Below are 11,919 nucleotides of genomic sequence, written 5' to 3'. Positions count from 1 at the left end.
AACCTATGGATTATGAATCGCGAACACGCCGCAGTTTTACCTACGTATTATGGATGCTCGGCTCGGCTTTTATTCCCGTTGGCTTGAGCTTTCGAGTCGGAAGTTTTCTACAATTTCTATTTCTAGGTGTAGGCATTACATTGTTCGTTTTAGGACATGTTCTCTTCAGAGATGCCTGGAATCGCTAGGGCTTTTTCGAGATTACAGTCTGTAAGGCTTGAAACCAACGACTTGCCATTTTCTGTTCGCCTGATTCGTTTGGATGCAAGCCATCGTAAGTATCTTGACTGACATTAAATCCACTAAATTGATCGACCAAAATTACCGGACTGGTCTTAGAGTTTAGCGATCGAGCTAGCACAAAAATCTGCTGATTAAATTGCTGCGTCAGTGTTTCTCCTCCTTGAGAAGGAATCAATTGAGCCAGCAGAATTTTCAGATTAGGCTTGCGTTTTCGCATTGTTTGAATCAGCGATCGTAATTCCGCGATCGTACTTGCAAAACTCTGTCCTCTCAGAATGTCATTCGTGCCTAAATGAATCAGCACAATGTCAGGATTAGCTTGTTCTGTCCAGCCATCAATTTGCGCTAAAACCTCATCGGCTTGCCAACCCCAATGTCCCTCATGATCAAGGTCAAAATCAGAATTTGGCGGATTGCCCAGATAGTGCGATCGCGTTGAACCGACAAAATTGATGTCATATCCAGCTTGTCGCAGTTTCAGCCAGAGCGATCGCCGATAGCTATTGTGATTGCGATCGCCTTGAGTAATCGAATCTCCCAGCGGCATGATGCGAATGCCTGACTGTGCGCCATCGACTTGCGAAACCGGAGTACAGCCCACAAGTAAAAATAATGCTGTACTCCCAATCATTTTCTTCATGCGGTTCTGGGTTTTAGTAAGTTGATCAATCGTCGCCAATTTGCACGCACGACTTTCCATTGTGCAACCAGATGCAGAACAATCAACGCTAAGAACGTGTAAGCCAGCCAGAAATGTGCACTGCGACCAATCTCTACCATCGCTTCATTCTGCGGAAAGAGATCAGGAAGAACAATCCCAAAGAACTTTACATTGTTCGGGCGAAATGAATTTGACAGCAAAAATCCAGCGATCGGAACTGCCCACATCAACAGATATAAACTGCTATGGAGTGCAACTGTCTTAAACCAAGCAGTTGTAAATTTGGGCGATCGCTTGGTGTATTTCTTCCACCAAACTTGCAAAAGTAGAAAGATTCGCCAAGTCAGCAATGCCATCGATATAACACCGATCGATTTATGAAAATCGTAAAGTGAACCTCGATAAGCCACAGAACGATCGAGTTGTGACATAAATGTGCCCGTCACAAACAAGACAAGATAGGCACCACTCATCCACCAGTGAACAGACATCAACTGCTTGAAAGCGTTATTCAATCTAGGCTTGAACGATTGGGCTAATGCCATAGCTGCCACCTTCATCATAAAACTTCATAAAGCTTAGATGACAGATATTAAGATTGTGTTACGAAAAGGTAGCAATCTGTTTGAGTTGCAGAGGCTAAAAAGAGTGGAGAGTGGGGGCTAGTCAGGCAACACCATCTCACACCCCCCATCACAATTGATTTAGGGCTGCCATATGTAAAAGTTTGTACATCTGCGCCAGCCCATCGACTTGATAGTGCGCGTTGAGTCCACTGGGATTTGGCAAGACCCAAATTGTGGTGTCAAACAAAGTCTCGGGTTGTCGTCCCATCTGAGCTTTTGGCTGATTAAATGCGATCCGATATGCGCTCACACCTAAAACCGCCAAATACTTTGGTTTGTATTGCTGGAGCTTTTGGGCAAGTTTCTCATGACCTGCAATGAAATCTTCAGAAGTCAGTTCATCGGCTCTTGCGGTGGCAGGTTCCGCCAAATTCGTTAGGCCAAATCCTCGATCGAGTAACGTCCGATCTTCAAACGGGGACAACAATCGCTCTGTAAATCCAGCTAAATGAATTGCCTTCCAAAATCGATTTCCAGGACGGGCAAAATGATGTCCAACAGCTGCACTGTAAAGACTGGGATTGATTCCGCTAAAGAGAATGTTCAAATCGGGCGCGATGACATCAGGAAGAGTTTGACGATATGCAGCAGCGATTTCTGCTTTCGTGGGCTTGTGAATCACAGTGAAGGTAGGGCTTTGGGCAAAAATTTAAGTTCAATCTGGAGAATGATGGCGATCGAAATCCCAATTTAGCAGCAATTTTCAGATGTTGGAGTGGGGAGTAGGGAAATCAGGTTTTTTGAGCAAAAAAGCCAAGCTGCACTGCAACAGGGCGTTCGCGTAGGGGAATGCGCGTTTGAATGGGAGAATTGAGAACTTTTGCACCTTTGGGAGTCTGGATTGCGATCGTGACAGAGCCGCCGCCGTCTAAATTCAGTGCGGTTTCTGCACCTAGTTTTTGTAAATAAGCGGATGTCTCGGCTAGGGTCATTCCTTCGCTGTATTGGAACTGTTTGCCATCAATCAGAACGAGCCAGAGTTTTTTTCCAGTTTTGTCGATCGCAATGACTGTCCGAGGATAAGGCTTATCTTTCACAGCCTCGTAATCTGGGGGTGCTAAAGGCTGACCCTTCTTGACTAGCAGATCATTGCCCGCAACCGCTTGTTCGGTGCCTGCTGGACAAATTCCTTTCTCATCGATTACAACTCGATTTTTAGCCAAGAAGCAGATTGCAGACCAACCTTCTTCAGCAGCCGAATAGGTTTTTCCGTTAGAGGTCACTTGTCCTAAAGCATTCACCACATTCCCTGCATGAGGATAAAAATCCCAAGGAGTTTCTTCGCGAAATGGATGGAAGAAATTTGCATTGATCCCAAGTTGAAGATCAAATTCGTCAACGAATTCTGTTACGGTTCGTGCGATTGTTTCGCGATTTCTAGGAGAATTTTTTGCATCATTAGAAGTAATGCCTGGATTAACAAAAGGACGAATGCCTGGAGTCGTCAGATCGATCGAGATTTTGTGCACCATGATTGGGCGCGGACTGGACAGCGCTTGCCGTTCGTAGGCAATTCCAGGAAAGAGCGATCGCGTTTCATCGATCCGCGGTGGGCGAGAATTTTGCCGCACTCCATAGATCAAAATTGGAATCGTCAGGAGTAAAAGAATAAAAACGCTCAGAATTTTTCCGAAATTATAGCGATCGCGCTGTGTCATACCGATTAAATTAGATGTGCGTCATTCTTCACGCCCTATGACTCACTATATTAATCACGATCTCCGGAATCGCTCATTTCGCAGGAAGAATTTGGCATTCATGAATTTCCGAGGCGCAGATATTCGGGGGTGCGATTTCACAGGCGCGATCTTGAGTGGAGCAGATTTCTCAGATACAAAAGCAGGGCTATCGCTGCGGCAAAGATTTTATCTAGGTGGCTTCGTCATCTTCGTTTCGCTATTTGTAGGCGATGTGATGGTGCGATTGCTCTTTAATACGATCGGACAACCTCCCCTTGATCCGCGAACGATTTATGTTCCAATTTTCTATGCTGCTACAAGTTTGGCGGGAGTCAGTTCTGCGATCGCGGCTGTCAATCGAAAATCAGAGCTAGGAGATTTTTTAACGAGCGTAACAGCGGTACTGGTTAGCGCGATCGTGGGATTTGGAGTGGGATTCTTTTATCCGGGTCTGATTCAAACTCTGATCTTTCCACCGAATGTATTCATCCCAAGTACTTCAGAATGGCTGCATCAACTGTTGTTGTCTTTGGATGAACATCATATCCAGATTGCAGTAGGGCTGACTGTCCTGACCAGTGTAATGATGTTATTTTTGTCGCGCTTTCAGTATCGAACGAGCTTCAAAGTGGGTGTGAGTCTGTTAGGCGCGATCGCAAGCTATGTTGCGACATTTTTCTGGAGTACGATCGCAAATGCTTATTTTGGTAATTCAAACTTTTCGCTTGGCATTGTCTTCAGTATCATTACATTGATGTATTTAGGATTGACGTTTGTATCACTCAATTGGATTGTGTATGAATTACAACATGCGATCGGCACATCATTCCGGGGTGCAGAATTAACACATGCGCGCTTTGCATACGCGGATTTACGAAATACTGATTTTTCTAAATCCATTGGAGCCAGTGCGCTAAAGTAAGATTTGCTCAATTTCCGCTCAGCATCATGAATCTCTTTCTGCTAATCGGCTCAATCGTCATCACCGTTTTAGTCTTTCTCTGGCTAGTACGGGTTCTCAAAGCAACGCTAAAAACTGCACTTTTGATTGCTGCGATCGTGTTTGCTCTACAATTTTTTGGAATCGGCTCCGACAAAATTCTTGCTGAAGTCGAGCAAATTGTGCGATCGCTGTGGAGCCTTTTACCCGGAAATTAGGTTGAGTTCCTCTGCCACGATCGCAACTAATTTCTTTGCGGCTCCAGGTTCTCCGCGCACTTGACGTAAGCGATCGCGCATTGCTGCTAATTTTTCTGGATGATCCAGATAATCAATCATAAACTGAGCAACTTCTTTGGGGTCTAGCTCACCGACTAACTCTGGAACAATCATTTCTTTTGCCCAGATGTTCGGCCAAGCGAGTAATCCTAACCGCTTTAACATCGCGGAGTTAATCTGTTTCGCAAACCATCCCCCCACTCCAGGAAGATTGGCAAGCAATCCTGGAATGCCATCCCAAGCCCGCATTGCATCCATTTGCTGAGTCGGAACGATAACCACCATCGGAATCCCTAAAGAACCGAGTTCAGCAGTATTTGCACCCACGGTTGTCAAACAGAAGCAACATTGTGAGAGTACTTCATACATCGGAACTCGCTCAGTTTTGGATTGCCAAAGCTCGACTGACAAACCATTTGGTGTTTCTAAGCGATCTCCCACTAACTGAGCTGAAACATTCCCTAGCAAGGGCACAAGCGAATTCTGTTTTGGATCAGCATACTTGGCTAAATCCGGTAGATCTAAAGTCGGTGCAACGGGAATGACAAATCGAGTCTGAGGACGATGGAGTTTGATCTGATCTGCGATCGCGATCATCAACGGCACACCTTGCATCAATTTTGCAGGTTTTGAGCCTGGTAATATGCCAATCAATTCCTCAGTTGCACTGGCAACCTGTTGGGTTTGAACTTCTGCCATCAAATCTCCGACAACCGTGATTTTGTGCGCGAACTGAGCCGGAGCGCGATCGCGAATCTCCGATTTCATCACACCAAAGCGATCGATCCAGCGATGCCAACGCGCTTCCCATTCCGCATAAATGACTGTTCGATATCCCAATCGTTTGCCAATCACAACGGGGAAAAACTGATCGCCACCGAGAAAAATCACAACTCCTCGATCGTGCCAATCCCAATCGTCTGCCGTCTTGCCCCACAAGAGAAACGAGAAAAAATGTTCTGCGGCTTGAACGCGATCGACCTCCGGATAACTCAGCGCGATCTCTGCCTCTTGTCCACTTGCATTCGGGCAAGGCGAGAGCATCACAGAAATTCTCGGTGCATCGCCAAGCTGAGCGCGTAATTCTCGCACAACTGGCTTTACCCAAGTTGCCAACTCTCCGGGTGCATTCGACAAAATCAAAATATCGACAGCCATAGCAAAATTAGAAGAACACCATTAAATCGACGTAGAAAATCTAAAAAGAGTTTAATAAATTCACAAATTTACCGATCCATTGCGAGAAGCCAGTATCGTTTTGTATGAGGGATCAATCTCTCAATCTGTCTCAGCTACTTTGAAATACTGCGATGTCACAACCGACGATCGAATCTATCCTACAAGAAGAACGCCTCTTTCCCCCGACTGCGGAGTTTTCCGCGCAAGCTCGTATCAAGAGTTTGGAAGAGTATAAATCGCTCTACGATCGCGCTAAAGCTGACCCTCTAAAATTTTGGTCAGAATTGGCAGAACAAGAACTGCACTGGTTCCAAAAGTGGGACACTGTACTCGACTGGAGCAATCCACCTTTTGCCAAGTGGTTTGTCAATGGAAAAATTAACCTCTCTTACAATTGCCTCGATCGTCATTTAGACAGCGATCGCCGCAACAAACCCGCAATTGTTTGGGAAGGAGAACCGGGCGATTCTAAAACGTTAACCTATGCAGAACTCCATCAAGAAGTTTGTAAATTTGCCAATGTTCTAAAAAGTTTAGGCGTGAAAAAAGGCGATGGGGTTGGCATCTACATGCCGATGGTTCCCGAAGCCGCGATCGCGATGCTCGCTTGTGCCCGCATCGGCGCGCCTCACTCGGTTGTATTTGGAGGATTTAGTGCAGAAGCTTTACGCGATCGCTTAGTCGATGCCGAAGTCAAAGTCGTTGTCACTGCTGACGGCGGATGGCGCAAAGATGCGATCGTGCCACTCAAACCCCAAGTCGATAAAGCGTTGGCAGAAGGCACGACTTCAGTTGAGAAAGTCGTCGTCGTCAAGCGAACCGCTCAAGATATTGCAATGAGCGATCGCGATCTCTGGTGGCACGATTTGATTCAAGATGCTTCCGCTGATTGTCCGGCTGAACCGATGGACAGTGAAGATATGCTGTTCATTCTCTACACCTCTGGCAGTACAGGTAAGCCGAAAGGCGTGGTTCACACTACTGGCGGTTATAACCTCTACGCTCACATGACGGCTCAGTGGATCTTTGATCTGCAAGAGAATGATGTCTACTGGTGTACGGCTGACGTAGGTTGGATTACAGGACATAGCTATGTTGTTTATGGGCCTCTGTCCAACGGTGCGACGACTGTAATGTATGAAGGTGCGCCGCGTGCCTCCAATCCGGGCTGCTTCTGGGATGTGATCGAGAAGCATAAAGTTTCTATTTTTTATACCGCTCCGACTGCAATTCGTGCCTTTATCAAAATGGGCGATGATCATCCCAACTCGCGCGACCTCTCTTCTCTGCGCTTACTGGGAACAGTTGGAGAACCGATCAATCCTGAAGCGTGGATGTGGTATCACACGATTATTGGTAAGGAAAAATGCCCGATCGTGGATACCTGGTGGCAAACCGAAACGGGCGGCATTATGATTACGGCTCTACCGGGTGCAATTCCAACCAAGCCCGGATCAGCCACCTTGCCTTTCCCTGGAATTTTGGCAGATATCGTCGATCTGGATGGCAATTCTGCTGGAGTCAATGAAGGAGGCTATCTTGCCGTCCGTTATCCTTGGCCGGGCATGATGCGGACGGTTTATAAAGATCCCGATCGCTTCCGCAAAACCTACTGGGAACACATTCCACCTCAAGACGGCCAGTACATTTACTTTGCTGGAGATGGCGCACGTCGAGATGAAGATGGCTATTTCTGGGTCATGGGTCGCGTCGATGATGTGATCAACGTTGCCGGACATCGTTTAGGCACAATGGAAGTCGAATCTGCATTGGTTTCTCACCCTGCTGTTGCAGAAGCCGCAGTCGTCGGCAAGCCTGATGAAATTAAAGGACAAGACATTGTCGCCTTTGTGACGCTAGAAGGAACCTATCAACCGAGCGAAGACTTGGCGAAAGAGTTGAAGAAGCATGTTGTCGGTGAGATTGGTGCGATCGCTCGTCCCGGTGAAATCCGCTTTGCAGATGCCTTGCCGAAAACACGATCGGGCAAAATCATGCGCCGATTGCTCCGAGATCTCGCGGCAGGCGTTGAGATTTCAGGCGATACTTCGACGCTAGAAGATCGCAGTGTGTTGGAGAAACTTCGAGAAGGTGCATAGTAAAACGATCCGAACTCTGAGCTTTTCACTCCTCAGAGTTCGGATCGTTTCGTCAATCAAACAGTCTATGCAGGATAAATCCGCAACCTGCGATTTGGCTCCTCGCCAAAACTTCTAGAAGTCAAGCGATAATGCTCGACCAACTCATGCTGCATCTTCCGCACCGTAGACGATCGTGGAAGTAGCTCGACAGGCTGCCCTTTCGGAATCACAATCTGCTCGACTGCTAGCCGCGCTTCTTCTAAAGCTTCCATCTCGTCCTCATTGTCCCCGCGCACAATCAGACTCAATTCTGCTTCGCTCGGCAAACCTGGCTCCTCCATGTTCAACAATCGTCTCAGCGCGATCGCAATTTGAGGCACATTGTTCGACTTGACAGTATGAATTGGAATCTGACGAGTCTTCGCCAAGTGACGCAGTTTTGCATGGTTTTTCACATGCGATCGCAGGGCTAAAACCGCATCTGCTCCCTCCATATCCTTCGTCAAATGAATCGGCAAATTCAACGTCCGAATCACTTGATCGAGCTGTTGCCGACTCACGCCATACGGATAAACATGCAGGGGCAATTCTTCTCCATTCGGACCCGGAAAAGATTCCGATTCCATCGAATCAAAAGTGCGTCCTAACGATTCATCTAGCATCCGTTCAAACGATTGCTGTTCGGGCGTTAAGGTGCGAACATTCGTCGAACTGGCAACTGCTTTCATCCGACCTGTCGATCGCCAACCGCGCGCCTGCATTGAGTCAGAATAGCCACCACTATCAGGAAGCGCTTTTAAGCGGGTCTTTCCCGGCTCTGGTTGCGGAGCCTCATGCGTGATGGTGATGTTGCCTTCATCATCGGTTGCACGAGTCTGAGGACTAGGCTGTCTGCCTCGGAGTAACAAATCGATCGTGTCTGAAACTTCTTCATGCACAACCCACTTTTGCCGCTCAGCCATTTCGACTGCAATATCAAATGTCGGCGGTGCTTTGCGTTCTAGAACACTCTTTTGCGAACCTCGTCTGCGCGCTTCTTCATCCCCTAAAGTTACGGATTGAATCCCACCGACGAGATCCGAAAGCGTCGGGTTTTTGATCAAGTTTTCCAGCTTGTTTCCGTGTGCTGTGCCGACTAATTGCACACCGCGTTCCGCGATCGTTCGAGCAGCTAAAGCTTCTAGCTCAGTTCCAATCTCATCGATCACAATCACTTCTGGCATGTGGTTTTCCACTGCTTCGATCATGACTTGGTGCTGCAATTCAGGGCGTGCAACTTGCATCCGTCTTGCTCGACCAATTGCAGGATGCGGCACATCTCCGTCGCCCGCAATCTCATTCGACGTATCGATGATCACGACACGCTTATCGAGTTCATCGGCTAGCACTCGTGCAATTTCTCGCAGTGCTGTCGTTTTACCCACCCCAGGACGACCCAACATGAGAATCGATCGACCACTTTCGACTAAATCGCGAATCATCCCGATCGTGCCAAAGATGGCTCGTCCAACTCGGCAAGTCAAGCCAATCACTTCACCGCGCCGATTGCGAATTGCGCTAATTCGGTGCAAGGTTTTCTCGATTCCTGCCCGGTTGTCCCCACCAAAATCACCGACTTTTTGCGTACTTTCTGCAAGGTCTTCTTTGGTAATCGGTGTATCTGAGAGGTATTCCGCTTTACCTGGAAAACGGGCTTCGGGGAATCGTCCTAAATCCATCACCACTTCTACTAAGCGATCGAGTTCAGGATGTTCGATTAAACGATCGCGCAAGTGAGTCGGCAGAATGTCTAAAAGCTTGGTTAAGTCGTCAGTTGTTTGCATCCGATTATGTTCTGAAGCGGTCATGGTCACGGGGTCAGAAGACTGACTGGCATTGGACTCGAAAGGGACGAAACTTTGTTCTACCATGTGTTCTAAGAATGGGAGAAAACGATAGGAAAAAAGACCTATCTGGTGTTTAGAGTACGGGATCTTGATCTATCTCTGTGTATGCTAAATCACTTGCAGAACTCGATTTGGGGATTTGATTTGGTGGACAAGTTCGGATGCAAGTTCAACAGCTTGCCAGAGTAAATCAGGAACGGTTTCTATCGCGCCTGGGGAAAGGTTCGAGCAATCGCTCAGGGGCATCATCTCCTTTGCTTCTAGTTGAGTAAGAACGGGTGAAAGTAAACTGCGGGCATAGCTGCCATATGCGATTCCAGAAACCCACCTTGAAGCGGGTGTACTATCTCTATTGTGCAACATCCCTGATGCTTCTAACTTTGGTACAGTGTGCCGATTTGTTCCTCCTGCGAGCTGAATATATCCGGGTATGTCTGTAGCGAGAATTTTTTCACCCAATTTCACACAGGCGCGGGTTGCGCCATCGCCAATATCCCCACTCATTGGACGACCATCGGTTTGCCAGATTAAGGCACAGGGTAGGGGATGAATTAATTCGTAGAGTGCCCAGAGGTAATCAATTAAGTCTTCGCCTTCTGGACAGCTAATCGCGATGAGTTTCAAGCGATCGAGTCCTGGTTGGATGGCGTTCCACACTCGTTTAAAGTCATCGTATCGACCAACCTGAGTATGGATTTCGATCGCATCGATGCCCGATTGCAACAACATTGGCGCGATCACTTCGGGAGTATAGACATACGATCGAGTCACAATCTGGTTGATGGGACAAATGGGCACGCATCGCCCACAGCCATAACAGCGATCGTCGATTACGCCTGTCTGATCGATCGCATCGGCTGGACAAATCAATTCACAAGGTCTTGAACAGTCTGGCGGACAAAGTTCTGGGTTAAATTCTGCTTTGCGAAAATGCGGATCTTCGCCATCGTTAAGGCTGACCATGAGCCAGGGATTTGAGGGGGTGAATCCGCGCTGGATGGCTTCTGGTGCGAGTTGATCAGCGATCGCAAATGCTTCTCTTGCTGTTGAAACAATGGCTGGGTCGGCAGCGACATCAACACAATCTGCCCCCGCAAGCGCATAGACCAATGACAAGGTGCGAATGGCGGGCAGATGTTGGAAACTGGCTCCACAGATAAGTTTGAACCAGTGCCCTTGATTTAGCGATCGTTGAGGCAAGTTAAAATCCATCACTCCTCTATGCTAATCCGCCTAGAGCGATTTTTGACGATTAATTTTGGGCGATCGCTGAATTTGAAACGAAGGAATCAACTGAATTGTTTTTACTGAACAATTTGATAGCATTCGTAGTTATTCAGTGTCCGACTCGTACCCCGCTAAGAGCTTGAGAAGTATGAGCAAAACACCCTCTGACCATTCACAAAATTCTGAAGACGAGCTTCTGCCTGAATATGAATTTGATTACAAGCAGGCGAAACCCAACCGATTTGCCGCAAAGGAAAGGTGAACAGTTGTCGTTTTGAAGGCTTGACCATCATCTAAGTGGTCAACTAATCACTCGATCGCATCAAACAGCGCCAAGTTCATCTGGATTACCAAATCTTTGCCATCTTCAGCGCAAATCCTGGCATTTCGGGTTCACAGCTAACAGAATCGGGATGATCTAAAATTTCGGGTTCTTGATTCGATCGATAAACATGAACTTGACGATTCTTCCGATCGATTAACAACCCTAACCGCACCCCATTGGCGATATATTCTTCTAGCTTTTCTTGCAGACTCACCAACGTATCGCTGCTCGATCTCAATTCCACAACAAAGTCAGGCACAATCTCTGCAAAAGATGCCTGTTTTTCTGGAAGTAAAGTATTCCAACGTTCAGACAAAATCCAGGATGCATCAGGCGATCGCACTGCGCCATTCGGTAAAGTAAAGCCAGCACTAGAATCAAAGGCTTCACCAGTTCCATCTGCTTCAGACCAAACAAAAAGCTGCCCAAAAACTCTACCGTTGCGGTTTCCTGTATCGGAAAAAGCTGGCGGCATTACAATAATCTCTCCATTCGCATTGCGCTCAATCCTTAGGTTTGGATTGGTTCGGCAAAAATTATAGAACTGCTGATCACTCAGCTTTGGCATCGATGTGAGCGAAGAAAGATCGATCGGTAATGGCATCTGTTCCGATTTGACCACTAGGCTAGGCATGAGCCGCTCCATCCAGAAAAGTCTTGACTCAATTATAGGAACCTTCTCGCGATCACATCCTCATAATTACAACTGCTTGACACAATTTTTTTGCATCTTCAGTTCTGAGTATTCCAGGTTAAGATCTTGACAAGCCATGTACGCAATTTCCCCAAAAAAG

The 11,919-nt window shown here is 47.2% G+C and carries 12 protein-coding genes; 4 read left to right on the top strand and 8 right to left on the bottom strand.

Annotated features, from left to right (window positions below; translation table 11 throughout):
* The first annotated feature begins 5 nt into the window (after positions 1-5).
* Positions 6-188: a hypothetical protein gene (locus tag ACMUEV_RS02170; protein WP_017290940.1), complete on the top strand. Its 183-nt coding sequence runs from the start codon at positions 6-8 to the stop codon at positions 186-188.
* Here the strand turns inward: ACMUEV_RS02170 and ACMUEV_RS02165 are convergent.
* The 4 genes from ACMUEV_RS02165 to ACMUEV_RS02150 form a co-directional block, all read right to left on the bottom strand.
* Positions 185-883 (bottom strand): SGNH/GDSL hydrolase family protein, encoded by a 699-nt coding sequence (locus ACMUEV_RS02165; RefSeq protein WP_190648568.1) that lies wholly within the window; start codon positions 881-883, stop codon positions 185-187. The two genes, ACMUEV_RS02170 and ACMUEV_RS02165, sit on opposite strands and share 4 nt — an antisense overlap.
* The gene (locus ACMUEV_RS02160) at positions 880-1,449 is read right to left on the bottom strand and encodes a cytochrome b (protein WP_242044268.1); all 570 of its coding nucleotides are present in this window, start codon (positions 1,447-1,449) and stop codon (positions 880-882) included. The genes ACMUEV_RS02165 and ACMUEV_RS02160 overlap by 4 nt, the downstream gene beginning before the upstream one ends.
* A gap of 148 nt (positions 1,450-1,597) precedes the next feature.
* Complete coding sequence (gene mug / locus ACMUEV_RS02155; RefSeq protein ID WP_017290943.1) at positions 1,598-2,152, bottom strand: G/U mismatch-specific DNA glycosylase; 555 nt, start codon at positions 2,150-2,152, stop codon at positions 1,598-1,600.
* Between the two features lie 109 nt (positions 2,153-2,261).
* Entirely contained in the window at positions 2,262-3,188 is a 927-nt protein-coding gene (locus ACMUEV_RS02150; protein WP_190648573.1) for a phosphodiester glycosidase family protein, read from the bottom strand.
* Positions 3,189-3,225: 37 nt separating this feature from the next.
* Between ACMUEV_RS02150 and ACMUEV_RS02145 the strand changes: the two genes are divergently transcribed.
* Together ACMUEV_RS02145 and ACMUEV_RS02140 are read left to right on the top strand one after the other, a co-directional pair.
* Positions 3,226-4,131, top strand: coding sequence for a pentapeptide repeat-containing protein (locus ACMUEV_RS02145; RefSeq protein ID WP_190648637.1), 906 nt, complete (start codon positions 3,226-3,228; stop codon positions 4,129-4,131).
* 26 nt (positions 4,132-4,157) lie between these two features.
* The gene (locus tag ACMUEV_RS02140) at positions 4,158-4,367 is read left to right on the top strand and encodes a hypothetical protein (RefSeq protein ID WP_017290946.1); all 210 of its coding nucleotides are present in this window, start codon (positions 4,158-4,160) and stop codon (positions 4,365-4,367) included.
* On the opposite strand, the gene ACMUEV_RS02135 is transcribed toward ACMUEV_RS02140, so the two are convergent.
* A complete protein-coding gene (locus tag ACMUEV_RS02135; protein WP_190648576.1) occupies positions 4,353-5,585 on the bottom strand; it encodes a lipid-A-disaccharide synthase in 1,233 nt (410 codons plus the stop codon). The two genes, ACMUEV_RS02140 and ACMUEV_RS02135, sit on opposite strands and share 15 nt — an antisense overlap.
* A 152-nt stretch (positions 5,586-5,737) precedes the next feature.
* Between ACMUEV_RS02135 and acs the strand changes: the two genes are divergently transcribed.
* Complete coding sequence (gene acs / locus ACMUEV_RS02130; RefSeq protein WP_017290948.1) at positions 5,738-7,705, top strand: acetate--CoA ligase; 1,968 nt, start codon at positions 5,738-5,740, stop codon at positions 7,703-7,705.
* Between the two features lie 65 nt (positions 7,706-7,770).
* Here acs and ACMUEV_RS02125 read toward each other — a convergent pair whose 3' ends face one another.
* From ACMUEV_RS02125 to ACMUEV_RS02115, 3 genes are all read right to left on the bottom strand, one after another.
* Complete coding sequence (locus ACMUEV_RS02125; protein ID WP_199329306.1) at positions 7,771-9,534, bottom strand: R3H domain-containing nucleic acid-binding protein; 1,764 nt, start codon at positions 9,532-9,534, stop codon at positions 7,771-7,773.
* A gap of 147 nt (positions 9,535-9,681) precedes the next feature.
* The gene (gene ldpA / locus ACMUEV_RS02120; protein ID WP_190648583.1) at positions 9,682-10,785 is read right to left on the bottom strand and encodes a circadian clock protein LdpA; all 1,104 of its coding nucleotides are present in this window, start codon (positions 10,783-10,785) and stop codon (positions 9,682-9,684) included.
* Between the two features lie 362 nt (positions 10,786-11,147).
* Entirely contained in the window at positions 11,148-11,759 is a 612-nt protein-coding gene (locus ACMUEV_RS02115) for a Uma2 family endonuclease (RefSeq protein ID WP_190648587.1), read from the bottom strand.
* Between the last annotated feature and the right edge of the window lie 160 nt (positions 11,760-11,919).

Origin of the sequence: Leptolyngbya sp. FACHB-1624 (assembly GCF_047649235.1) — a bacterium.
In the GTDB taxonomy this organism is placed as follows: Bacteria; Cyanobacteriota; Cyanobacteriia; order Leptolyngbyales; family Leptolyngbyaceae; genus Leptolyngbya; species Leptolyngbya boryana.
This window is presented reverse-complemented; position numbering and strand designations above follow the sequence as displayed.

What these genes read in the sequence shown, in the direction of transcription:
- ACMUEV_RS02170 (WP_017290940.1), top strand. Translation starts at nt 6, where the DNA reads ATGGATTATGAATCGCGAACACGCCGCAGTTTTACCTACGTATTATGG.
- ACMUEV_RS02165 (WP_190648568.1), bottom strand. Translation starts at nt 883, where the DNA reads ATGAAGAAAATGATTGGGAGTACAGCATTATTTTTACTTGTGGGCTGT.
- ACMUEV_RS02160 (WP_242044268.1), bottom strand. Translation starts at nt 1,449, where the DNA reads ATGGCATTAGCCCAATCGTTCAAGCCTAGATTGAATAACGCTTTCAAG.
- ACMUEV_RS02150 (WP_190648573.1), bottom strand. Translation starts at nt 3,188, where the DNA reads ATGACACAGCGCGATCGCTATAATTTCGGAAAAATTCTGAGCGTTTTT.
- ACMUEV_RS02145 (WP_190648637.1), top strand. Translation starts at nt 3,226, where the DNA reads ATGACTCACTATATTAATCACGATCTCCGGAATCGCTCATTTCGCAGG.
- ACMUEV_RS02140 (WP_017290946.1), top strand. Translation starts at nt 4,158, where the DNA reads ATGAATCTCTTTCTGCTAATCGGCTCAATCGTCATCACCGTTTTAGTC.
- ACMUEV_RS02135 (WP_190648576.1), bottom strand. Translation starts at nt 5,585, where the DNA reads ATGGCTGTCGATATTTTGATTTTGTCGAATGCACCCGGAGAGTTGGCA.
- acs (WP_017290948.1), top strand. Translation starts at nt 5,738, where the DNA reads ATGTCACAACCGACGATCGAATCTATCCTACAAGAAGAACGCCTCTTT.
- ACMUEV_RS02125 (WP_199329306.1), bottom strand. Translation starts at nt 9,534, where the DNA reads ATGACCGCTTCAGAACATAATCGGATGCAAACAACTGACGACTTAACC.
- ldpA (WP_190648583.1), bottom strand. Translation starts at nt 10,785, where the DNA reads ATGGATTTTAACTTGCCTCAACGATCGCTAAATCAAGGGCACTGGTTC.
- ACMUEV_RS02115 (WP_190648587.1), bottom strand. Translation starts at nt 11,759, where the DNA reads ATGCCTAGCCTAGTGGTCAAATCGGAACAGATGCCATTACCGATCGAT.